Source organism: Vibrio sp. SCSIO 43136 (genome assembly GCF_023716565.1).
Taxonomy (GTDB): Bacteria; Pseudomonadota; Gammaproteobacteria; order Enterobacterales; family Vibrionaceae; genus Vibrio.
In genome coordinates, this window is the sequence record NZ_CP071848.1 from 859671 (window position 1) to 882560 (window position 22890).

The 22890-nt window shown below is 45.7% G+C and carries 23 protein-coding genes; 14 read left to right on the top strand and 9 right to left on the bottom strand.

Annotation, left to right across the window (positions count from 1 at the left end; translation table 11 throughout):
- Positions 1 to 99: 99 nt before the first annotated feature.
- The 5 genes from accD to purF all read left to right on the top strand — a co-directional run bounded on the left by accD (position 100) and on the right by purF (position 4986).
- Positions 100 to 1026, top strand: a complete 927-nt coding sequence (gene accD, locus J4N39_RS04185) for an acetyl-CoA carboxylase, carboxyltransferase subunit beta (protein ID WP_252022244.1) — start codon at positions 100 to 102, stop codon at positions 1024 to 1026.
- Between the two features lie 38 nt (positions 1027 to 1064).
- Complete coding sequence (gene folC / locus J4N39_RS04190; RefSeq protein ID WP_252022245.1) at positions 1065 to 2339, top strand: bifunctional tetrahydrofolate synthase/dihydrofolate synthase; 1275 nt, start codon at positions 1065 to 1067, stop codon at positions 2337 to 2339.
- Positions 2329 to 2883, top strand: a complete 555-nt coding sequence (locus tag J4N39_RS04195) for an SPOR domain-containing protein (protein ID WP_252022247.1) — start codon at positions 2329 to 2331, stop codon at positions 2881 to 2883. Before folC ends, J4N39_RS04195 begins: the two co-directional genes overlap by 11 nt.
- Before the next feature lie 61 nt (positions 2884 to 2944).
- On the top strand, positions 2945 to 3436 hold the full coding sequence (locus J4N39_RS04200; RefSeq protein ID WP_252022249.1) for a CvpA family protein: 492 nt from the start codon (positions 2945 to 2947) through the stop codon (positions 3434 to 3436).
- Between the two features lie 35 nt (positions 3437 to 3471).
- Positions 3472 to 4986 (top strand): amidophosphoribosyltransferase, encoded by a 1515-nt coding sequence (gene purF, locus J4N39_RS04205; protein WP_252022251.1) that lies wholly within the window; start codon positions 3472 to 3474, stop codon positions 4984 to 4986.
- 216 nt (positions 4987 to 5202) lie between these two features.
- On the opposite strand, the gene J4N39_RS04210 is transcribed toward purF, so the two are convergent.
- Entirely contained in the window at positions 5203 to 6078 is an 876-nt protein-coding gene (locus tag J4N39_RS04210) for a LysR family transcriptional regulator (protein WP_252022253.1), read from the bottom strand.
- Positions 6079 to 6318: 240 nt separating this feature from the next.
- Here J4N39_RS04210 and J4N39_RS04215 point away from each other — a divergent pair, with 240 nt between their 5' ends.
- The 6 genes from J4N39_RS04215 (at position 6319) to recR (ending at position 12207) form a co-directional block, all read left to right on the top strand.
- A complete protein-coding gene (locus tag J4N39_RS04215) occupies positions 6319 to 7416 on the top strand; it encodes a response regulator (protein WP_252022255.1) in 1098 nt (365 codons plus the stop codon).
- Between the two features lie 397 nt (positions 7417 to 7813).
- Positions 7814 to 8206: a YbaN family protein gene (locus tag J4N39_RS04220; RefSeq protein ID WP_286036833.1), complete on the top strand. Its 393-nt coding sequence runs from the start codon at positions 7814 to 7816 to the stop codon at positions 8204 to 8206.
- A 240-nt stretch (positions 8207 to 8446) separates the two neighbouring features.
- Entirely contained in the window at positions 8447 to 8992 is a 546-nt protein-coding gene (gene apt / locus J4N39_RS04225) for an adenine phosphoribosyltransferase (RefSeq protein WP_252022257.1), read from the top strand.
- A 39-nt stretch (positions 8993 to 9031) separates the two neighbouring features.
- Positions 9032 to 11191: a DNA polymerase III subunit gamma/tau gene (gene dnaX / locus J4N39_RS04230; RefSeq protein ID WP_252022259.1), complete on the top strand. Its 2160-nt coding sequence runs from the start codon at positions 9032 to 9034 to the stop codon at positions 11189 to 11191.
- 76 nt (positions 11192 to 11267) lie between these two features.
- Entirely contained in the window at positions 11268 to 11597 is a 330-nt protein-coding gene (locus J4N39_RS04235; RefSeq protein WP_252022261.1) for a YbaB/EbfC family nucleoid-associated protein, read from the top strand.
- A 10-nt stretch (positions 11598 to 11607) separates the two neighbouring features.
- The gene (gene recR, locus J4N39_RS04240; RefSeq protein ID WP_252022262.1) at positions 11608 to 12207 is read left to right on the top strand and encodes a recombination mediator RecR; all 600 of its coding nucleotides are present in this window, start codon (positions 11608 to 11610) and stop codon (positions 12205 to 12207) included.
- Between the two features lie 44 nt (positions 12208 to 12251).
- Here recR and J4N39_RS04245 read toward each other — a convergent pair whose 3' ends face one another.
- Positions 12252 to 12500 carry a YkgJ family cysteine cluster protein gene (locus J4N39_RS04245; RefSeq protein ID WP_252022264.1) on the bottom strand — a complete coding sequence of 83 codons (249 nt, stop codon included), beginning with the start codon at positions 12498 to 12500 and terminating at the stop codon, positions 12252 to 12254.
- A gap of 133 nt (positions 12501 to 12633) precedes the next feature.
- Between J4N39_RS04245 and J4N39_RS04250 the strand changes: the two genes are divergently transcribed.
- From J4N39_RS04250 to J4N39_RS04260, 3 genes are all read left to right on the top strand, one after another.
- On the top strand, positions 12634 to 13080 hold the full coding sequence (locus J4N39_RS04250) for a YcgN family cysteine cluster protein (protein ID WP_252022266.1): 447 nt from the start codon (positions 12634 to 12636) through the stop codon (positions 13078 to 13080).
- 572 nt (positions 13081 to 13652) lie between these two features.
- On the top strand, positions 13653 to 14312 hold the full coding sequence (locus tag J4N39_RS04255) for a hypothetical protein (RefSeq protein ID WP_252022268.1): 660 nt from the start codon (positions 13653 to 13655) through the stop codon (positions 14310 to 14312).
- A complete protein-coding gene (locus tag J4N39_RS04260) occupies positions 14312 to 14683 on the top strand; it encodes a hypothetical protein (protein WP_252022270.1) in 372 nt (123 codons plus the stop codon). Before J4N39_RS04255 ends, J4N39_RS04260 begins: the two co-directional genes overlap by 1 nt.
- A 97-nt stretch (positions 14684 to 14780) precedes the next feature.
- Here J4N39_RS04260 and J4N39_RS04265 read toward each other — a convergent pair whose 3' ends face one another.
- The 7 genes from J4N39_RS04265 to J4N39_RS04295 all read right to left on the bottom strand — a co-directional run bounded on the left by J4N39_RS04265 (position 14781) and on the right by J4N39_RS04295 (position 22863).
- Positions 14781 to 15158 carry a hypothetical protein gene (locus J4N39_RS04265; protein WP_252022272.1) on the bottom strand — a complete coding sequence of 126 codons (378 nt, stop codon included), beginning with the start codon at positions 15156 to 15158 and terminating at the stop codon, positions 14781 to 14783.
- A gap of 115 nt (positions 15159 to 15273) precedes the next feature.
- A complete protein-coding gene (locus tag J4N39_RS04270) occupies positions 15274 to 16215 on the bottom strand; it encodes a ChaN family lipoprotein (RefSeq protein WP_252022274.1) in 942 nt (313 codons plus the stop codon).
- Between the two features lie 83 nt (positions 16216 to 16298).
- A complete protein-coding gene (fhuB, locus tag J4N39_RS04275) occupies positions 16299 to 18281 on the bottom strand; it encodes a Fe(3+)-hydroxamate ABC transporter permease FhuB (RefSeq protein ID WP_252022276.1) in 1983 nt (660 codons plus the stop codon).
- A gap of 4 nt (positions 18282 to 18285) precedes the next feature.
- Positions 18286 to 19206 (bottom strand): iron-siderophore ABC transporter substrate-binding protein, encoded by a 921-nt coding sequence (locus J4N39_RS04280; RefSeq protein ID WP_252022278.1) that lies wholly within the window; start codon positions 19204 to 19206, stop codon positions 18286 to 18288.
- A complete protein-coding gene (locus tag J4N39_RS04285; protein WP_252022280.1) occupies positions 19200 to 19967 on the bottom strand; it encodes an ABC transporter ATP-binding protein in 768 nt (255 codons plus the stop codon). Before J4N39_RS04285 ends, J4N39_RS04280 begins: the two co-directional genes overlap by 7 nt.
- Before the next feature lie 8 nt (positions 19968 to 19975).
- Complete coding sequence (locus J4N39_RS04290; protein WP_252022283.1) at positions 19976 to 20686, bottom strand: siderophore ferric iron reductase; 711 nt, start codon at positions 20684 to 20686, stop codon at positions 19976 to 19978.
- A 68-nt stretch (positions 20687 to 20754) separates the two neighbouring features.
- On the bottom strand, positions 20755 to 22863 hold the full coding sequence (locus J4N39_RS04295; protein ID WP_252022285.1) for a TonB-dependent siderophore receptor: 2109 nt from the start codon (positions 22861 to 22863) through the stop codon (positions 20755 to 20757).
- Positions 22864 to 22890 lie beyond the last annotated feature (27 nt).

A 22890-nucleotide genomic window follows, 5' to 3' on the forward strand; every position in this document is an offset into this window, starting at 1 on the left:
TTTATCCACAGTAGGGAATTATTGTGGTTTAATCCTGTCGCAATATAAGAATTTGATCCTCTTGCAATGAGGCGAGAGATAAGAGAGAAAAGGTCTTCCATGAGTTGGCTTGAAAAAATTTTCAATAAAAGCAGTATCGCAAGTTCACGTAAAGCGTCTATCCCTGAAGGGGTTTGGACCAAATGTACTTCATGTGAGCAAGTGCTTTACCACGCTGAGCTAGAGCGTAACCTACAAGTTTGTCCTAAATGTGATCATCACATGCGCATGAGTGCGCGTCGTCGTCTTGAGACTTTCCTTGATGAAGGTAACCGTGTCGAGCTGGCCACGGATCTTGAGCCACAAGACAAGCTAAAATTCAAAGATTCAAAGCGTTACAAAGATCGTATTTCAGCGGCACAGAAAAATAGTGGCGAAAAAGATGCGATTGTTGTTATGCAAGGTGAACTATTAGGCATGCCGATCGTAGCATGTTCTTTTGAGTTTGCTTTCATGGGGGGCTCTATGGGCTCAGTTGTTGGTGCTCGCTTTGTAAAAGCAGTAGAAGCAGCAATGGAAAACAACTGTGGTCTCGTTTGTTTCTCTGCTAGTGGTGGTGCTCGTATGCAAGAGGCGTTGATGTCTCTAATGCAAATGGCAAAAACCAGCGCAGCGCTAGAGCGTTTGTCAGCAAAAGGCTTGCCGTTCATCTCTGTGATGACTGACCCAACCATGGGTGGTGTGTCTGCAAGTTTGGCGATGCTAGGTGATATCAATATCGGTGAGCCTAAAGCTCTAATTGGTTTCGCTGGTCGTCGTGTTATCGAACAAACGGTTCGTGAAGACCTTCCTGAAGGCTTCCAACGCAGTGAGTTCCTACTAGAGCACGGTGCGATTGATATGATCGTTGATCGCCGTGAAATGCGCCAACGTATCGGTGGTTTGATTGCTAAAATGACCAACCACGAGTCACCAATGGTCGTTTCTGTGGACGATTCTCCAAAAGAAGCAGAATACGAAGTACCAGTTGCTGACGAAAAAGAGTAAAGTATTCATTAATTAGCAGTAGTTACTGGTTTCTTTTAATGAATCAACAAACCAATCCTCAAGCCACATCGCCTCTATCGGTGTGGCTTGATTATTTAGAAAACATCCATACTAGCGCCATCGACCTAGGACTTGATCGAGTCTCTAAGGTTGCCACTGACGCTGATCTCACCAAACCTGCCCCTACCGTTATCACTGTCGCTGGGACCAATGGCAAGGGTTCTACCTGTGCATTGATGGAAGCTATCTTACTGGACGCTGGCTACAAAGTTGGAGTGTACAGTTCCCCGCATCTCGTCCGTTATACAGAACGCGTGCGAATCAATGGTGATGAGCTTGCCGAAGCCAAACACAGCCAGGCTTTTAGCTTCATCGAACAGCAACGTGGTGAAACCAGTTTGAGCTTTTTCGAATATGGAACTCTGGCCGCACTACGTCTATTCCAAACCGAACAAGTGGAAGTGGTATTGCTAGAAGTTGGCTTGGGTGGTCGATTGGATGCAACCAATGTTGTTGATCATGATGTGTCGGTCATCACCAGCCTGGCGGTCGATCACGTAGATTGGCTCGGCGATGATATTAATGTTATCGGCTTTGAAAAAGCGGGCATCTTCCGTGGAGGTAAGCCCGCTGTATGTGGTCAGCCTAAAGCGCCTCACACGGTTGCAGCGCACGCTGATGATATTGGCGCAACCTTGCATCAAGTGGGCATTCAGTTCGAATACGAGCAAACCGGAGAGCTTTGGAATTGGCGATCAGGTGCTTTTAGTTTAGAAGCACTGCCTGTACCACAACTGCCGCTACCTAACGCGGCAACAGCACTAATGGCATTAGCTTGCGCTGAGCTTGATATTACAGATATCAATATCATTAAAGGCTTGGAAAATGCTCGTCTCGAAGGGCGTATGCAAAAATTGTGTGACCAGCCGACAGTATTGCTAGACGTGGCGCACAACCCGCACTCGGCTGAGTATTTGGTCAAACGCCTGACGGAGCAATACCCAGATCAAACACTGCACGTGGTAGTAGCCATGCTTCATGATAAGGATATCGCAGCTACGCTAGATGTTCTGTCTGAACTTCGCCCAAATTGGTATCCATCAAGCTTAACTGGCCCACGAGCGGCAACAGCGCAAACTTTAGTTGAGCATTTATCTAACGTAGACACGACGTTTGACACGCCAGCACAAGCTTTTGACGCTGCGATGACAGCAGCTCAGACACAAGATGTTGTTGTGGTTGTCGGGTCTTTTCATACCGTAGGTGCGGTGCTATCGCACTGGGACAGTGGCAAGGAGAAACATGGCAAGTAAGTTTCAAAGCCGATTGGTGGGAACCATCATCTTAGTCGCGGCGGGCGTGATTGTTTTGCCAGACATTTTGGATGGTAAGAAAAACCACTATAAAGAAGAGTTGGCGAGCATTCCTCTTAAACCTGAATTTGAAGGGGAGATAGAGAGCTTTGAAGTATTGGACCCGATCGAAGATGTCGCTGTGCTGCCACCAGAACCGGTGGAAGTAGTGATTGAGCCTAGCGGGAGTGATAGCGTATCGGTAGAAGAGGCTCGAGATGAAGTGGTGGTTAAACCGCGTGAAGTTCCAGAGCCAAATGAATACCAAGATAGTGCTTGGATTATTCAGTTGATGGCGTTGAAAAATGTAGAGAATGCGAAGAACTTGGTCGCTGATCTGCAAAAGCGTGGATATCAAGCGCATATTAAACAAGAGAATACATTTTCTCGGGTAATCATTGGTCCTGATAGCTCGAAAGAGAAACTGGAGCGACAAGTGATTGAACTTGAAAAAATTACAGGCTCTCGCGGCCAATTGCAGAAATTTAAACCACTAAACCCATAAGAAAACGTTTGCGTCGTGCATTTTTCTGTTAAAATGCGCGCCAACTTAGAATGTGCATTTCATGATTTGGATAGATTTTGTCATTTTAGGGGTGATCGGCCTGTCGGCTTTGATCAGCTTGATTCGTGGCTTCGTTAAAGAAGCTTTGTCTTTGGTTATTTGGTTTGGCGCATTTTTTATTGCCGGCCAGTACTACGCAAAACTTGCGGTGTACTTTACCAATATCCAAGATGACATGGTTCGCAACGGTGCAGCTATCGCCGCACTGTTTATTGCTACCTTGATTGTCGGCTCCGTGGTCAACTATGTGATTGGCCAGCTCGTACAAAAAACGGGCTTATCGGGAACCGATAGGATACTTGGGGTAGTGTTTGGCGGCTTACGCGGCATTCTGATCGTTTCGGCGGTGCTGTTCTTTATCGATGCATTTACTGCATTTCCAAATTCCGAGTGGTGGAAAAGCTCGCAGTTGATCCCTGAATTCAAACGGATCATTGCGCCGTTTTTCGAACACTTGAAACAAACATCCAGTTTTTTGTCCGACGCTATTTAGCGTCGGCAATTTAGTCGCAAACCGAGGATAAACACATGTGTGGTATTGTTGGAATCGTGGGTACAACTCCTGTAAACCAGTCAATCTATGACGCTTTGACTGTATTACAGCATCGTGGCCAGGATGCCGCCGGTATTATTACCATCGATAGCAATCGTTTCCGTCTGCGTAAAGCGAACGGTCTAGTAAAAGACGTGTTTGAAGCAAAACACATGCAGCGCCTTCAAGGTACTGTGGGTGTTGGTCACGTTCGTTACCCAACTGCAGGTAGCTCGAGCGCTTCTGAAGCTCAACCATTTTACGTAAACTCGCCATACGGCATCACGCTTGCGCACAATGGTAACCTAACTAACGCACATGAACTGCGTGAAAAGCTGTTTGAAACTCAGCGTCGTCACGTAAACACGACTTCTGATTCTGAAGTTTTGCTAAATATCCTTGCTCACGAAATTGACCAGCACAAAGTGGTTGATAAAGATGCGGTATTTACTGCTGTTGCTAACGTGCACAAGCAAATTCGTGGTGCATACGCTGTTGCTGCGATGATCATTGACCACGGTATGATTGCTTTCCGCGACCCGAATGGTATTCGCCCGCTTTGTCTTGGTAAGCGTGAAACAGAAAATGGTCGTATCGAATACATGGTGGCTTCTGAATCAGTAGCACTAGATGCGGTAGGTTTTGATTTCCTACGCGACGTTGCTCCAGGTGAAGCGATCTACGCAACATTTGATGGTGAGCTTTACACTCAGCAGTGTGCACACAACCCACAAGTAAACCCATGTATTTTTGAATACGTTTACTTCGCACGTCCAGACTCATTCATCGACAAGATTTCTGTTTACAGTGCTCGTGTTGAGATGGGTAAAAAACTGGGTGAGCGCATCAAGCGTGATTTCGACGACCTAGACATCGACGTGGTTATCCCAATTCCAGAGACTTCATGTGACATCGCACTGGAAATCGCTCACATCATTGGTAAGCCATACCGTCAAGGTTTCGTTAAGAACCGTTACGTAGGTCGTACCTTTATCATGCCGGGTCAGCAGCAGCGCAAGAAATCAGTACGTCGCAAGCTAAATGCTATCCGTTCTGAGTTCAAAGGCAAAAACGTACTATTGGTGGATGACTCTATCGTACGTGGTACCACGTCTGAGCAGATCATTGAAATGGCTCGTGATTCTGGTGCGAAGAACGTTTACATGGTATCAGCTGCACCTGAAATCCGTTTCCCGAACGTTTACGGCATCGACATGCCAAGTGCAAACGAGCTTATTGCTCACGGCCGTGACAACGATGAAATCTGTAAGATGATTGGCGCTGATGCACTTATCTTCCAAACCATTGAAGACCTAGTGTCTGCAGTGGGTACTGGTAACCCAGATATCAAGCAATTTGAAACATCAGTGTTTACTGGTGAATACGTTACGGGTGATGTGAACCAAGAATACCTTGAGTTCCTAGAGTCGCTACGTAGCGATGATGCCAAAACACAGCGCGAGATCCAGCAAGACCTTGCAAACCTTGAGTTATATAACGAAGGTGCATAATTTCTTGTCTTAGGATAGATGTAAAAAAACCGAGCAATTTTAATTGCTCGGTTTTTTTGATTTCGGTAATCGGTAATGGGTTTTCGGTAAAGGGCGGGGTCAACGAGAAAATATTTGAACGGCAGTCGTGACTGCATGGCAAAATTTCCCGTTTCCCGTTTCCCGTTTCCCGTTTCCCGTTTCCCGTTTCCCGTTTCCCGATTCCCGTTATTCGCCCTATTTCACCGCATGTTCACTAAAGAAATCGATAAACAGTCGTACTTTCTCTGGCTGGTGGTCTTTGTGATTGTAAAGCATGTACACCTCACGTGGGTTGGCGCTCCAGCTTTCTAATACTTGTACTAGTTCGCCATCTTTAATGTAATTGTTGATCATCACATCGGGCATCAAGGTTACGCCCAGACCGGCCACACAAGCTCGTCTTACCACGTTCATTTCACTTGCTTCTAAGCGGCCGCGTTCATTGATAGAAACCAACTCACCTTCGCTGTTAGTTAATTGCCAGCGTAGTAGAGGGCGGCCTTTAAGCAGTGCATGCTCTTTCAAATCTTCAGCGTGAAGCAGTGGTGCGGAGTTTTTTAAGTAATCCGGGCTTGCAACTAAGATATCTTTAACCGAGTTAATTTTACGAGCGATCAGACTTGAGTCTCGTTGTGGCCCAATTCTAAAGATCACATCCCATTCGGTTGGATCAAGTTGATCCGAGCGATTGGTCATCGCTAGTTCAATGCGAATGTCAGGGTAGGTTGCCATAAACGCATTGAGTGTAGGCATGATCATTCGTTTAGTGATGTTTGAAGGTGCTGAGATACGTAGTTTGCCCGATGCGCCACGGCAGTCATCAGTAATAGTTTCAGCAGTATTCGCTAACTGTTTAAGTAGCGGGGAACACTCTGCGTAGAAGCGTTCTCCAGCTTCTGTAAGTGCAAGTTTTCGCGCATGACGATTGAGAAGACGTAGGTTGAGGGAGTCTTCAAGCGCCTGAATGCGTCGAGTAATAGTCGCTACAGGGACCATGGTTTTACGTGACGTTGCCGTATAGCTACCATTTTCGATCACCAAGCGGAACAGGTTTAAGTCATCTAGTTTCATTATATAGACTCAAGCAAATTGCCGAACCAAGAAGTGTACCCTATGAAAACAAAGTTTGATTGCTTTAAGTCAACGTTTTTGTGTAATTTTTCGTCAAAAAGCCCAAGATGTAGTGTTAATTTTGAGGGGCAGAACGCATTTTGAATGGCGTAGTTGGTTGAGAAACACGCGTTTAAAGACTACTTTTAACTGAGTACACAATAAGAGCGACAGCGAGAAAGGTCAGTTGAGGTTAAGGTTATGATTGAGTCTAGCAGTAGAGACTACCAGCCACAGATACATGAGCAGCATAATCAACTGCAAGTCATGTTGGTGGATGATGATGCAGTGTTTCGTAATATGATGCGAGGTTTTTTAACCAGTTGCGGATATAAAGTGCTGGAAGCATCTAACGGACTTGAAGGTTTACAACAACTTCGAGATCAAGTGCCAGACCTTGTCATTAGTGATCTTTCGATGCCAATCCTTGATGGAATCGAGTTTGTAGAGGAAGTGTGCTGGGAATACCCTTCTTTACCGATGATTGTTGTTTCTGCCACCGAAAACATGTCGGACGTTGCTAAAGCACTGCGTTTTGGCATAAAAGATTTTTTGACCAAACCGATAGGTGACCTCAACCACCTGAAGTCTGCGATCGAAAATACCTTAAGTGATGCGGACCAAGAAAACGCTGACCAACGTGACTTTGCTTCCCAGTGGTTTGGGGTGGATGAAAATGTCGCACTCCCAGAAGAGCAAGAACTACATTGGCATCTTGGCTACCTGCAACAAAACCCAAACATGGCTAGGCAGTTACTAGAAGCCTTGTTACCCGAACGTGATACCGAGCAGGGTGGTTGGAAATGTGGTTATCGTTTATTGCAATCCTCTGAAGGCCAACCTTTGGTTTTTGACTATGCATGGGTGATGGATGGGCAATTTGCGTTCTATATTGTCGATGCCTCCTCGGGCGAGGAGACATCTGTAGCAACAACCTTGCTTATTCGAGCGCTATTTAACGATTATTTGCGCTCTCACGGTCACGAGCACGTTGACCTTGCTGGTATGGTGAAAACCATCACTCAAGGTATCCAGTGTTCAGATTATGCTGGCTCTATTAATGCACTGTTTGGCATTGCCGACATGACAGATGAATCGGTCTGCTTTGCACCAGCAGGCTTAGAGGCGACTTGGAGCAACGGCATGACAACCACTAAGTTGGTATCAACCATTGCTTTAGGAGAACTGGCTCGAACAGAGGTGATCACTTTAGGTATGACTGGCGGTGGGCAACTTAACTTTAATAAAGTTGGAAGTTTGAGCTTCAGCCTCGACATCACTCAAAACCAGTTCCAGTAACTTGTTCTTACAGCTCGGGCTCTTCCGAGCTGTACACATCACACCCTGAGAATACCCCTATTTTTGCTTGGTTTTTGTCCGAGAGGTTTTGATATACCCTCGGCGCTGAGTAAATTTGCAGGTTCACGCCTAGCCGTTTGCTTTTCCCTAAAATGCTCAAGTGAATTTGGGGAGTATCACGACACTAGATATAAGCTCAACAAAATAAAGCCAGGTGTCGACATAAAAATAATGTGAGGAAGTTTTACTATGGAAAGTCATGAGTTCAAAGAACCCTATAACCTGCTATATTTTCTGGGTTTTGTGTTAGCCTTGTTGATACCAACGCTACCAGCCACTCTAACATGGTTTCGTGTAGCCACAGGCTATTTCTAAACCGAGGTTTTCGAGGTATCTCATCGCTATTAAACGTTTTTTCTGGAATACATTGGGCGCTATTGCGCTGATTTTAGGAATCATAGGGATACCTCTACCTGTCCTGCCTACTACTCCGTTCATTCTTCTGGCTAGCGCCTGCTTTATGCGAGGCAGTCCAAGATTTCATCACTGGCTCCATTCCCATAAGACCTTTGGGCCTATTTTGCACAATTGGCAGCAAAATCGAGCTGTTTCTGCCAAGGTCAAAAAGCGTGCATATATCTTCATAGCCATCAGTTTTACATTCTCAATTACCGTTGCTCCGATTTGGTGGGTGAAAATTATGCTACTTGCCGTGCTTGTGGTGTTGATCACTTGGTTTTCCCGTTTGCCCACGCATGATGATGTTGCCCCGCCTAACGAAAATCACTAAGATTAACCTCCTTAATGCCAGTTACACTAAGCGTCCGTGATATTGCTCTCTGACAGCATCTGCGGTCATTTACTACAATTGGTATAGCGCCCGCTTCGAGGCTCAATTTGCACACAATTTTCGTTGTTGTACAAAGGGTCGAGTAAGTGGGTTTCGTTTTTATTGGCAGCAGAAAACGATTGCGGCCACAGATTTCCTTGTTCGAATATTGATTCGACGAGCATTTAAAGAAGATAAGTTATGACTGAACAAACCGTTGCTCAAATCAAAGCAAGCATCAAAAGCATTCCTGATTACCCAAAGCCGGGCATCCTATTTCGTGATGTCACAAGCCTAATGGAAGATGCGCAAGCTTACCGTGCAACTATCCGTCTGTTGGTTGAGAAATACCAAGGCCAAGGCTTCACTAAGATTGTTGGTACTGAAGCACGTGGTTTCCTATTTGGTGCGCCACTAGCATTAGAGCTAGGTGTTGGTTTTATTCCAGTGCGTAAGCCAGGCAAATTGCCTCGCCAGACTGTTGCTCAGTCATACGAGTTGGAATACGGTACCGATACTTTAGAGATCCATACTGATGCGATTGTTGAAGGTGATAAAGTATTAGTTGTAGACGATCTACTTGCGACAGGCGGTACAATTGAAGCGACCACTAAACTTATCCGCCAATTAGGTGGTGTCGTTGAACACGCAGCATTTGTTATCAACCTACCAGAAATTGGTGGTGAAACTCGTTTGAAAGAACAAGGTCTGAATGTTTACAGCATTTGTGAGTTTGAAGGTCATTAATCCCTTCTTGCTCAATCGACACCTTAGACAGGATCCTCAATGAGTTATCTTGCGTTAGCGCGAAAATGGCGACCTCACCAGTTTGAACAGGTGGTGGGGCAAGCCCATGTTCTGACCGCATTAGAAAATGCGTTGGAACAAAACCGTCTGCACCATGCGTACCTTTTCAGTGGTACCCGTGGTGTGGGTAAAACCTCTATTGGTCGTTTGCTTGCCAAAGGCTTGAACTGTGAAACAGGCATCACTGCTCGCCCGTGTGGTCAATGTGATACCTGTCGAGAGATTGATGAAGGTCGATTTGTTGATCTGCTTGAAATCGATGCCGCATCACGAACCAAGGTCGAAGACACCCGTGAACTTCTAGACAACGTGCAGTACAAACCAGCGCGTGGTCGATTTAAGGTTTACCTAATCGATGAAGTTCACATGTTGTCTCGTCACAGCTTCAATGCTTTATTGAAAACGCTAGAAGAGCCGCCAGAGTACGTGAAGTTTCTACTTGCGACGACGGACCCCCAAAAGCTGCCTGTGACGATATTATCACGATGCTTGCAATTCCATCTTAAGCCTATCGGCGTTGACCAGATTCAAGGTCAGCTTGAGCATATTCTCAGTCAAGAGTCCGTCGATGCCGAGACACGAGCCCTGCATATGATGGCTCATGCCGCTGACGGTAGTATGCGTGATGCGTTGAGCTTAACTGATCAAGCAATTGCTCTTGGCAATGGCAAGATTGAGGCTGATATCGTCTCAAGTATGTTGGGTACACTCGATACCGATCAAGCACTGCATCTATTGCAAGCCATTAGCTCAAAAGATGTCGCACAAGCGATGGCGAAAATTGAAGAGCTGGGTAAAAACGGCGTCGATTGGGATGGGTTACTGAGCGAGTTATCGACTCAGCTGCACCGCATAGCCATGTATCAAGCGCTGCCAGAAACACTCGATAAGGGCGCGCCTGACAGTAGTTTGGTGGAGATTTTGGGCAGCCAACTGAGCGCTCAGGATGTACAGCTGTACTACCAAATAGCGATTAAAGGTCGTCAAGATGTTTCACTTGCTCCGATGCCACGTATGGGTGTCGAGATGTTGGTATTGCGTATGATGGCATTTCGCCCTGTTGCGGTGGAGGCGTCACCAGTCGCAAGCGTCGCAGCGGCGGCAGCACCTGCGCCTGTGAACACTATTCCAGTCGTCAATACGGCACCAGCCCAGCCTACTGTGCAGCAAAACTCAGCTCCGCTGCAATCTGCACCGGTGCAGATGCAAGCAACACAATCGCCAGCGTCAAATGTTGCGCCTCCTCCGGCGGAAGCACCTTATGGCGGTTACCCTCAAGATAGCTATCCATCAGAAGGCTATTCTCAGGACAGTTATCAGCAGGACAACCATTCAGCGCAGGGGCATCCAGCCGATTACGGCCAACCAATGTCCGCACCTGCACCTCAAGCACCACCACAACCTGCGCAAGCTAGTGCGCCAGCGACACCTGCATCCCCAGTGGCAGGTCTTCGTCACCAATTACGAAGCAAGCGTGGACAGCGTAATGAGGGTGGTACAAAAAAGTCTAATGCGGCACCAGTAAAGAAATCGCCAAGCACTGCGATGGAGCGTCTTGCTCAGATCACGCCTGCGAAACCGGTGTCGCCGTCTGCTGTTAACCCATCAGACCCTGCCGCTAACCCGAACGAACCTTATCAGTGGAAACCAACTCAGCCGGAAAATATCAAACCAAAAGAGAAGGTTCTGACGCCGAGTGAAGTTAAGCGTGCTCTTGAGCATGTAAAGACACCAGAAATGGCTGAGAAACTGGCGAAAGAGGCAAGTGAGAAAGATGCATGGGCGGCGCTCATCGATAAGCTGGAAACGCCAAAGCTTGTGCAACAGCTAGCGTTAAACTCTTCTTACCAAAAAGAAGGCAACCAAGTTTCCTTAACCTTGAGAAACACCCAAGCGCACCTAAACACTGAGAAAGCACAAAGCGAGCTTGCGCAGGCTCTAGGGCAAGTGTTGGGTGAAGCGTGTGAACTGGCGGTCAATATTGGTGAAGCAGGTCAGACACCACTAGAATTAAGAGAGGCACTCTATCAGCAGCGTTTGCAACAAGCGCACCAAAGTTTAGCCAGTGATCCCAACGTTGAGTTTATTCTCAACCGATTCACGGCAGAAATTGATAGTGATAGCGTGAGACCAATTTAAATCCGTTGGGTGGTTGAAAGCCTTAGTTTTTGCCCCCATTGATAATCTTAACGAAACAAAACCAGAGAGAATTAGAATGTTTGGTAAAGGCGGTATGGGCAACATCATGAAGCAAGCCCAGCAAATGCAAGATCGCATGCAGAAGCTTCAAGAAGAAATCGCAAACATGGAAGTGACTGGTGAATCTGGCGCTGGTCTAGTTAAAGTGACCATCACTGGTAGCCACAGCGTTCGTCGTGTTGATATCGATGAGAGCCTAATGGAAGACGACAAAGAGATGCTAGAAGACTTGATTGCTGCGGCATTCAACGATGCAGCACGTCGTGTTGAAGAGACTCAAAAAGAGAAGATGGCTTCTGTGACTGGCGGTATGCAGATGCCACCAGGCTTTAAAATGCCATTCTAATCAGTAGATTATGCGTACCAGCCAAATGCTGGAACAATTGATGGAGGCCTTACGTTGCTTACCTGGGGTTGGCCCCAAGTCGGCTCAGCGTATGGCCTTTCATTTGTTACAGCGAGACAGAAAAGGCGGCCTTCAATTAGCTGATGCCTTGTCTCAAGCAATGACAGAAATTGGTCACTGCTCTGAGTGTCGTACCTTTACTGAAGAAGAAACTTGCCACATCTGTAGTAATCATAAGCGTGCTGAAAATGGTCAACTATGTGTGGTTGAAAGTCCGTCAGACATCGCAGCAATTGAGTCCACAGGGCAATTTTCTGGTCGTTATTTTGTGCTAATGGGCCACCTTTCACCGCTTGATGGGATTGGGCCTTCAGACATTGGTTTGGATGTGCTCGATTTTCGCTTAGCGAAAGGCGGGATATCTGAAGTGATCTTAGCGACCAACCCAACAGTAGAAGGGGAGGCGACCGCACATTACATCGCAGAGCTATGCCAAGAGCATAAAGTGTCAGCTAGCCGAATTGCTCATGGCGTGCCTATGGGCGGGGAGCTCGACCTTGTCGATGGTACTACTCTGTCGCATTCCTTGATGGGGCGTCAGAAGTTATAATCTATCGAACAAAACAAAAAACCGCATGATGCGGTTTTTTTATATCAGGTCATTTGTTCAAGCTCGGTGATTACCTTGATGGCATGCTCCGTCGTTGAGCCGCATATTGTTGGGCAAGGCTTAAAGTTACCGCATACCTTTGGCCTTTCAGGCTTTCCGAACAGCTTACACAAATTCTCGTCATTTAGCTGAATACAACGCACTCCGGCAGGTTTACCTTTTTCCATTCCAGGGATAGAAGAAGAGATACTTGGGGCAATACAGCAAGCACCACAACCGAGACGACATTCCATACTAAACCTATACTTGTTAGGACTTGTGAAGACAGGGCGGCGATGATAGCACAAAAAATCTGGGTTGTTGCTTGAACTTTGCTCGCAGTGGGAGTATAAATCGCTCCCCATCCAGTAAATAGAGTAGTAGGCGATGACAGCACCATTTTGGCAGGAAAAAACCTTGGGACAAATGACCGAGCAGGAGTGGGAATCTCTGTGTGATGGTTGCGGTAAATGTTGCCTGCACAAACTGATGGATGAAGATACAGATGAAGTCTATTACACCAATGTGGCCTGTAGCTGGTTAAACAGCAAAACCTGTTCATGCAAAGATTACCCAAATCGCTTCACTTCCGGCGAAGAGTGCTTAAAGCTAACTCGCGACAAAATCGATGAGTTCCATTGGTTACCCGAGACCTGTGCCTACCGTTTACTTGCTGAAAACCAGCCCCTACCAGAGTGGCATCCGTTAATCACAGGTTCGAAATCCGCCATGCATGCAGCGGGTGAGAGCGTGCGTAATAAAGTGGTTTATGAGATTGACGTGGTGGATTGGCAGGACCATATTTTGAATTTGCCAGACGAGTATAAGAAGTAACTTGGATATTAGAAAAACGCCCCGCTATTAATAGTGGGGCGTTTTTATTGATGACCTGACAGATTTATTAGTCATTACGCATAACTTGTCAAAAGGTATGAGGGCGTTCAGTAGGTTTACTGGAACAGATCGCAATATGAGCGAGCGGAGTGTAAGCCAAGTCTACTCAATTAATAGTGTATGGTATGGTTTGCCAAGCTAGTTAGATACGAAGGATTGTACAAGTGATGTATGGAATTTTTCCTTACCTAATGACGTCTCTTTTTTGCATCTGGCTTTGGGATACAGCACCTGATCATCACAAAGACAACTTATTCTATGTTGCCATCATTTTTTCTCAACTGCGTTTATATATCTACGCATTGAAATTGGAAAGGCTGAGACATAAGTTAGGTAAACCCTAAAGTCTATAGAGTAGCTGTTTTGTTGCAAGCAAGGTTTGGAGACTCGGCTCTCCAAGTTTTTGTTCTGTTAGCGGCAAAAACTTGCTTTCTTAGTGTTTCGACAAGGCAACATATTTAGTGTGACATTCTTAATTTATTTCATCATCTAGCACTACAAGGAGAGTAAAGTTGTCAGATTTAATAATCCCGATAGTGTTTCCAGACTATAAGGTCACAATTGAAACCCCATCAGTACGATTCAAAGTGCCAGACCTCATACCATTTGTCGATATTCTGCCTAACAATATCACCGTCGCCCATACCGAAAATAAACTCGATAACCTAGGGCACGCAGGAATTCTCTTTATTCAGGGAAAAACTGGTGTAACCAAATACTATGAATACGGTAGATATGACCCTCAAAATAGAGGCTGGGTTAAGAAAATATATAACCTTCCAAACGTTAAAATGACCGCTGGCGATCAAATAGAGCCGCAATCACTCTCCACAGTTTTAGGGGTGATCTCAAGAAAAGCTGGTCTTAGTGGAAGAATTAGTGGTGCTTACATCGAGGTGCCTAATAGATTTGAGCAAATCCTAGAGTTTGCCATATATCGAGTTTCGCAGAATAAAATACCACATCGAAAGCCCTATGACGTGTTCTCATATAGTTGTGTTCACTTTATGCAAGGAGCTTTAGAAGCAGCAGGTTTAGATACTCCGTGGCTGATTGATCCTCGTCCTGTTTCTTACATTGAAGAAATCCAGAAAGACTACCCTCCACTGGAGTATGATCCTAAGACGAATAAATACATAATTGGCAAATTTCAAAACGTGGTGGGAAGGTAATGAAAAAGGCAATATTTCCCACACTAGCTTTTACACTAGTTAGTATCTTCGCTTGGTTGCTCATTAGTCATATCACTGTTGAATATGTCGAACCTTCCGCTCCAAGCAAGCCGCTAGGAGTTCCGACAGAAGCTATTTGGGTTGGTGGCGCTGCTGGAGGATACTTTTTTGTTCTAGAGAGCTTTGCTGGCGATATTAATATCTTAAGAGCATCAATCTATCATGATCATAGTGGTGAAGTTGAATTCAGTGGAGTATTGAGAGTATCTGAAAGTAAAAAAGTGGCAATTACTGTGGAAGATATTTATGGCTGGGATGGAGCAGAGATTCATCTTACTGATGGTAGAACGCTCATACCGTTAGAGCCTTGAGCCAATTAGTGCTACTAGCCTCTTCCACGAGCCATAAAAACAAGAAGTAATTAAACGAAAATGCCAGAGCTGAGCTCTGGCATTTTTGCATTAGAGGCTAGGCAAGCAGCAACACTAAACCACCAATGGTTGCCGCAGCGGACAAATATTGCCCCGCAGTGTAAGAGCTGTCCTCTTTAACTTGCTCTTTGAAATCATCTGGGTGGTCCATGCCTAGAGCGCCATGGGCAAAGGCTTCTACGTCATCAGTGATGGTTTTGTCTGCCGCTTTTTGTTCGGCGATAGCTTTCTGATTTTGATCTTCAATTGCTTGCAAAGCGGCAAGCAGCGCCTTGCCTTCCGCAGACAGTGTTACTGTGTTTTGGGCAACTTTGGGCGTACTACTCTTATCACCTGACTCAGCAGTAGGTTTGACGAGTTGAGTTTGTTGAGGTTGGAGCGTCGTATTAGCGACATTCGTTCCTGAAACCGTCATCTTGCTCTCCTTCTCCTAATACTTAGTTATCGGCCAAATCTTAAATAACTTTGATGAATTTTTGAGGTTTGCCGATAAATTAACTCAATGTAAGTAAGCAAAAGTTGCGCCAAACTTAATCAATACACACTAGGTCTTTGTTTCTATTTCCCATTTCCTTATAGGCATCCATACGGGCTTGTTTGGAGACATACCGAGTTGGCATAGGGGTTACAAGAAGTTGATAATCTTGATAGTTGTTAGAGAGCTCAGTCACCGGGGTAACAATCGCTATTTTAAGCTTTGGGTTGCGTTTCAAAATCGAGGCCGCTGTGCCTAACCCTTGCTCTGTATGAAACTTGCCTGCGGTATGAACAACTTTATGGCCAGGATGTTTGGCTAGGTAGTCGGTGATGCTTTCGGCCATGGTCTCGTCCCAACTGATTTGCGCTGCGTACTGATTTTGGGTTTGCGCTGGCGAGCCATGATGCATCGATGCCATGAATTTTTCTTTGTACGCACTGTCTCCAGTATCAACGTTTTCGGCCACCCAGTTACGCTCTTTAGGAGTGAGTTTATCTAAGTAGCCAATACCTTGGCGGCCAACACATTGCACAATAGGTTTAGGTGCATTAGCGGCGATCACGTCTAACTTATGGATCTTAGCAAACTCGACAAGTGGTCGGTAATCTGAGCCATAGTTAGGCCAAGCTTTGGCTTTTTTGATCAGTGTCTGCTCTCCAATTTTTCCGTCAAGGTATTCATTCACCAGCAATTGCTTGTCGCGGGTAAACTGCTCCATAGACAAAGCTGTATTAGGATAGAGCTGATAAAGATCTGCCAGTAAATCAACTTGGAAGCGGTGCACCGCTGAGTGACCGTGCCACTCACCGATGAGCACGACATCATAATCCAACAATTGATGTGCCAGGGATTGGCTAGTGATTGGTTGTGACTGATGTGTATAAAGTTGGTAATCGCTAAAGTGTTTTAGCGGTAGCTGCTCCGTTTGAGCGGTGATTTGTTGGCTACAACCAGAGAGTAAAGCGATAGAAATTAGAGTAGATAAGGCACGCATAACGGACTCCTTTGAAATGCCACGCAAGTGTAAAGGAGTCCGTTAGTTATATCAATGCAAATGAAATTGATTTGCATTAAGAATTAGCGCGACTTACGTCTCCCTTGTACAAGTAAGAATAGGAAATAACTGCCTCCTAAGATGGACACTAATGTGCCAGCGGCAATTTGACTTGGATACAATATGACTTGACCTAGCCAATCTGCGGTATTGAGTAATGCTGCGCCAACCAAGCCCGCTACGATGAGTTGCTGCCTCGCTTGTCTGGCACCAAGCATGACTGCGATGTGTGGTGCCAAAAGACCAACAAAACCAATTGGACCAAGCAATGCAGTGACTAACGCTGTAAGTATTGCAACCAGCGATACGAGTAATACAAAGCTGGTGGAAACATTGAGGCCTCGTGAAGCTGCGAAACTACGTCCGCTAGAAATTAGGGTTAGCCAGCGTTGAAGACTTAATAGTAATGCGCTGATGCTAATGGACGATAATGCCAAAATAATCGCACTCTTGGCGGTGACTTGATAGGTGGAGCCCGATAACCAAATGAGTAGTACATAAGCGGTTTCATTACCTTGTGCTAATACCAGTTGGATTAAAGAGTCGACGAGAGCTGAAAGTGAAATACCAGTAAGTATGACTATCGATGGTCGATAGCCATTACTACGCACTAACCACAGAAGGGCTATCAGTACAATAAAGCTACCAGCTAGCGCTAAAGGCACGGAGTATGAAGTCGAGTTTGTGCCTAAAACGAGAAAACCCATTACTAGAAATAGGCTAGCACCGGAAGAAATACCCAATATGTCCGGGCTGGCGAGAGGGTTGTAGATAACTCGCTGAAGCACGGTGCCAGCGACAGCTAGCGCTAACCCTGCGCTTAGGGCCGCCACCATTCTTGGCCAGCGATGTTCCCAAGTAAAAGCATTGGGTATTTCAAGTTGCCAACTATCACCTGCAATGAACACCGTCACTATGATTGATGCAAGGATTAAAGCCAGTAGGGCACCGATCGTTTTGTCGTTAAATTGGAATCTGCTCTCTGGTAGTTTTAAGCTCAGTTGGTCGTGGGCCTTGAGCTGTTTTCTTACCAGAGCGATGAGTATCGGAGCACCAATCAGTGCGGCTGCAGTGCCTGTAGGTACAATATTGATGGAGACTGAACTTAGATATTGAGCAAAACAGTCGGTTAATAGTAACAATCCAGCCCCCAACAGGCTGCTATACAATAGTTCAGCTTTTGGTGTTTTATGCCCAAGAGCTCTCACAATATTTGGTGCGATTAAGCCGATAAAACTGATCACACCCACGTGTGCAATCGCAGCAGAGGTGAGCCACAAACTTGCGCCGAGGAGGGTGATATAGGCAGGAACAATACTCAAACCTCGTGCCTTGGATGCGGTTTGACCAAGCCGTAAAAGCGTTAGCACTCTCGGAGCAAAAAGCAGTAAAGGAATGACTAATACTAGGTGGGGAATGATCCAGCGGACTGCTTCCCATCCATTTTGCGCAAGGTCACCAGCTCCCCATATAAAGAGATTTCTTGTGTATTGGTCGTTGAGTAATACAACTCCTGTTGCGATGGCGCCAAAAAGAATATTGACCGCCATACCCGCCAAAATAATCGGCATACCACTGAGGTTTTTTAATCCAACGATTAGAATAACAATGGACAGACTAGTGATAGCGCCTACAAAGGTGACTAAGGTACCATATTGACTGAGCAGGCTAGGTAGCCAGACGCCTGCAACAACCAGAGCTAACCAACCTCCTGCGGTTGTTCCCAATGTCAGTGGAGACACCAAATTGTTTTGAGTGAGCTGTTGAAGTGTACTCCCCACTAATCCTAGTAATGCGCCGACAATGATTGTCATCACTAGACGTGGTAGCTGAGCCTCGATAAATAAGATTTGCTCAAACTCTTCTGGGATAAAATCTCCGGCTGACAAAAAGGCGGCAGTAGTAGAAAGTTGCTGGCTTAAGGTTAGCTCAGAGCCTAGTGATGATGACAAGATTAATAGCATCACCACCAAGAGTGCTAGAGTGAAATTTTTTAAGAGTGCCACGAATTCAGCCTTGTTTAGCTACCTGCTCTAAGCTGTCAGCTAAAGCGCGAGTGATATAGAGTAGCGACATAGCGCCGCCATAGTTCCAAGATGGTGCCACCGAGGCCACGTTGCCACTTTTGACAAATGGCATCGCTTTCCACATGACTGATTGAGCAAGGGCGCTTTCCTGCTCAAAAGGCTGGAAGTAGAGGGCGATACCGTCGCCTGTAGCATAGAGATCTTTCACGCGTTTTTGTGTTACTCCCCATTGGGTATCAGGCATTGGGATCGCTGCTTTGAACCCTAATAAATCTAGGGCATGCATGGTACTTGAATTCTTACCGTACAGGTAAATCGTTGTCGTACTGGCAAAACGAAACGCACTAACATTCGGTTTTCCGTTAGGGAAAAGCTTATCCAGTCTTTGCTTTATTTGTTCAATTTCCGCATACATTGCCTCAATTTTTTGTTGGGCAACTGACTCCTTACCAAGAGCAACAGCTATATCTTTAAAGTGTTGGACAGAGCGCTCAACATTACCTGGTTTATTTTGAAAAGTTTGGTAAACCAGAACGGGCGCAATTTTCTCCAACTGATCCTTTAGAGGTTGCTGTGGCCCTGCGATGATGATTAGGTCTGGGTTGAGCTTAGCTAGCTCTGTCAGGTTGGGTTCCATTCGAGTGCCAATATCTGCCACACCATCAGGTACTTTAGGTGTCGCAACCCATTCGTTGTAGCCTTTAATATCAGGCATAGCGATAGGTGTGATTCCAAGTTCGATGACTTGTTCTGCAACGTCCCAGTTAAGGGTGGCAACACGTTGTGCTGGGGTGTCAAATTTGTGGACTCCAAGGCTATCAGAAACTTGAATTGAAGCGTGTGCAGAAGCGCTGGCAATGTGTATTGCAAAGAATGCGAGTAAACTAAAAAAGCGGTTTAACATACAATTGCTACCTTATGGTCAAGAGTTGGGTGGTCGATCAATTGGATAGGGGTTGAATACAGATCTGTCAGTCGTTGACTGTCAAATAACAGTGAATGGCTTCCTTCAAACGCGACTTTACCTTGCTTAAGGGCGATAACATGGGTGGCGAACCGCATTGCTAGATTGAGATCGTGAAGGATGACTAAAATACCTTTTCCTGTTTGTTGGTTCAGCTCACTAAGAAGTTGCAAAACTTGATATTGGTGCTGAACATCAAGTGCTGATGTAGGTTCATCCAAAATCAGAAATTGGGATTGTTGAGCAAGTAGCATCGCAATCCAGGCTCGCTGGCGTTCACCTCCTGAAAGGCTTTGGGTCTCATGCAACTTAAATGCTTCGATACCCGTATCTTGAATTGCTTGGGCGACGATTTGATGATCTTCCGGTCGGTACTGGCCAAATACACCTCTCCATGGATAGCGGCCCAAGCGCACAACTTCTTCGACATTAAGACCGTCGACCTGTGGTAAGTGCTGGGGCAGGAAAGCGACTTCTTTGGCCAAAGCTTTACTCGAAAACTGGGTCAATGGTCGTTGGTTTAGGGTAATCGTTCCTTGCTCGGGTGAAAACTCGTTGGCGAGTAAATTGACTAATGTCGATTTGCCTGAGCCGTTGTGCCCAAGAATTACCGTAAACCCATGTGGGTCAATGGTTAAGTGGTCAATATCGAGAATTGTTCGGTTTTCTCTGATAACTTTGATATCGGTTAATTGATACATGTTCTAATTCAATCTTGGTGAGCCCGAGGGCAGTCATCACATAGTTTGCCAGCTTCGGTTTTGTACACTAAGCAGCACGACTTTCTAATGTAGAAAAAACCGCTATCCGTTTGGGTAATGAGAGATACTCGCTCTGTAGGGAGACCAAGTGCAGCGAGCCACATAAAGGCTTGTTGCTGCACATCTTGAAGCGTAAACTCGGGTGCAAATTGTGCCAGCCGAGTTGCCGTTCTTATAATTAGGTCTATTAGTAGTTGGCGAGTGAACCCAGGGCGACAGCGAAAGAGCTCATCCATCGTGGTTCGGTAAGACTCTAAAAGTGCAGTTAATTGTTGCCCTATCTGTGTGATAAGGTCAGGTATTTCCCCATGATGGTGTGTTTCATCGGCAAAGCAAAAGCCACTGACGAGTGCATTGCGCTGTGATTGACCAAACTGAAGAAGATCAGGAATGGTTCTAAAGCCATATACACTAACAAATGCCACATATATCGGCTGCCATACGACAGAATCCCATGTTCTCGTCAACCAGTAACTGTGTCCAGCTTCGGGTTTTTCTTGCTTAATCGATAAGTAAAGCGTTTGGAAAAAGTCATGATTGGCTTTTCCAAAAGAGAGCATATCGTTGGTCGGCGCTTGAATACTACCTACTAAAAAAGGTGAAACTTCTTGGCAGCCATGGATCAAGCTTTGATGGAAGTTAGGGTGTTGCTCTGTCATAAGGTTCCTTGAAATAGCTCAGCAGCGCATCAGAGATGCGCTGCTGCCTTGTTAAACAGTTAGAAAAATTACAGGTCGAATTTTACATTCAGCTCAACAGTTTGCTCTTGTCCATACCAGCAGTGATTTTCGTTCCAGCAGGTGTAGTACTCTTTGTTAAATAGGTTGTTCGCAACAAGGTTTGCTTGTGCACCTTTAAGCGATGGCGTGATTTGGCCTAGGTCGTAACCAAGAGACATATCTACCAAGGTATAAGCTGGGACTTTTCCGATATTGCGATCTGGGTCTGGGTAGCCATCATTGTTTAGCACCGTTTCACCTACATAGCGAACACCGCCACCAATTCGCAGACCTTGCAGACTACCATCATTGATAAGATAGTTTGCCCACACACTAGCGCTGTGGTCTGGAACAAAAACTGGGACCTGGCCGATATTAGTTTTGTCTTGGTCTTCCGTCACTTCCATATCTGTATAGGTATAGTTAGCGATGATGTCCAAGTTATCGTTGATCACGGTGCGGCCTTCAAGTTCAAGACCTTGTGAGCGAATTTCACCAATGGCTGTGTAGTAAGGTTGTGAGCCGTCTGGTCTCACGCCAACATTTTTCTTCTTCACTTGGAATAGTGACGCAGAGCCTGAAGTCGCGCCATCGTACGAGACGTATTTGATACCAGCCTCAATCTGTTCACCCGTTTCTGGTTTCAGGTTATCGCCATTGATGTCGGTTTTCGCATTAGGTTCAAAGCTGGTGGCAAAGTTGGCAAATGGAGAGATGCCATTGTCAAATTGATACATTGCACCAACACGGTATGAGAAGTTATTGTCAGTACGGTCTTTGTTGTCGACTGTCGATTTAACGGTATCAAAGCGGCCGCCTGCGATAAACACCCAGTTATCTAGCAGCATTTGGTCTTGGAAGTACGCTCCTAGCTGAGAGGTTTTAATATCACTGGTGCTTGTGTAGTACTTAACAAAATCATCTGGGTTAAGCTTGTTGTTATTTGGGTTGTATAGGTTGATGCTACCGACGCCTGCAAATGCATCGTAAGTCGATGTCCCTTCAAGGTCGCGGTAATCTACGCCAAACAGCAAGTAGTGATCAAGATCGCCGGTGTTTACGTAACCAGATAATTGGTTATCAACACTGATCCCTTTCGAGTTCTCATCTGTGCTGTATGCAGTGCGGTCTAGATTGCCAGTTGCCGCATCGAATTCGCCACTGTTTGTGCTCTCTTGATAAAAGTCCGTTTGCATGTAGCGGAAGTTTTGTAAGAAAGACCAATCGCTATTGAAATCGTGGTTTACTTTGTAACCAGCAATTAAGAAATCACGTTTGATGGTATTGAAGTTAACGTCACCAGCAAATGTTGATGGGGAAATTTTACCTGATTCAATCGCATCAAGTGGTACCGTCACGTTCTGTCCAAGAGCTGGATCATTTTGGTAGTAAAGGTTGAAGTTGACGAAGGTTTTGTCAGAAACATACCAGTCAATCGATGGTGCGATCAGGTAGCGTTCTTCTTTTACTCCATCAATCTGAGTGTCTTTTTTACGGCCCAGCGCAATGAGACGGTAGGCGACGTTATCACTCAATGCACCCGTCGTATCAATCGATGCTTCCATAAGGTTATCTAGGCCAGTCGCTAAGCTTACTGTGGTTTTGTCCTCAAACTTCGGCGCTTTGGCAATGATGTTAACCATTCCACCTGGAGGCATAGTTCCGTACAGCACCGATGTTGGGCCTTTAAACACCTCCATACGCTCCATCGCGATAGGATCGATTTGTGGTTTTGCGTTCCAGCCCGGCAAACTTGGTAGCATCAAACCATCATAGTAGTTGTTTGATGAACTAAAGCCACGAATGGTTACCCAGTCAGTTAAGACCACGGCACCACCTTTGTTTTCCGTTGATACACCTGGGGCATAGCGCAACGCTTGCATCACAGATTTTGCACCGCGTTGCTCTAGTTGTTCGCCTTCAATGACGTTGAGTGTTTGGGGAGTCTCTTCCGGTTCTAAAACGGTTTTTGTCGCAGTATTGCGGTACGTTTTACCTAAGACTTCCATCGTCTCATCGGTTTCTTGCTGTGCGTAAACTGGAGTGCTAAGTGTGGTAGCAATTGCTAAAGCCAGCATAGAAGTACGAAATACTGGTACGGAGTGGAACTGTTTCATCAAAACCTCTGCTATATCCTTATCTGG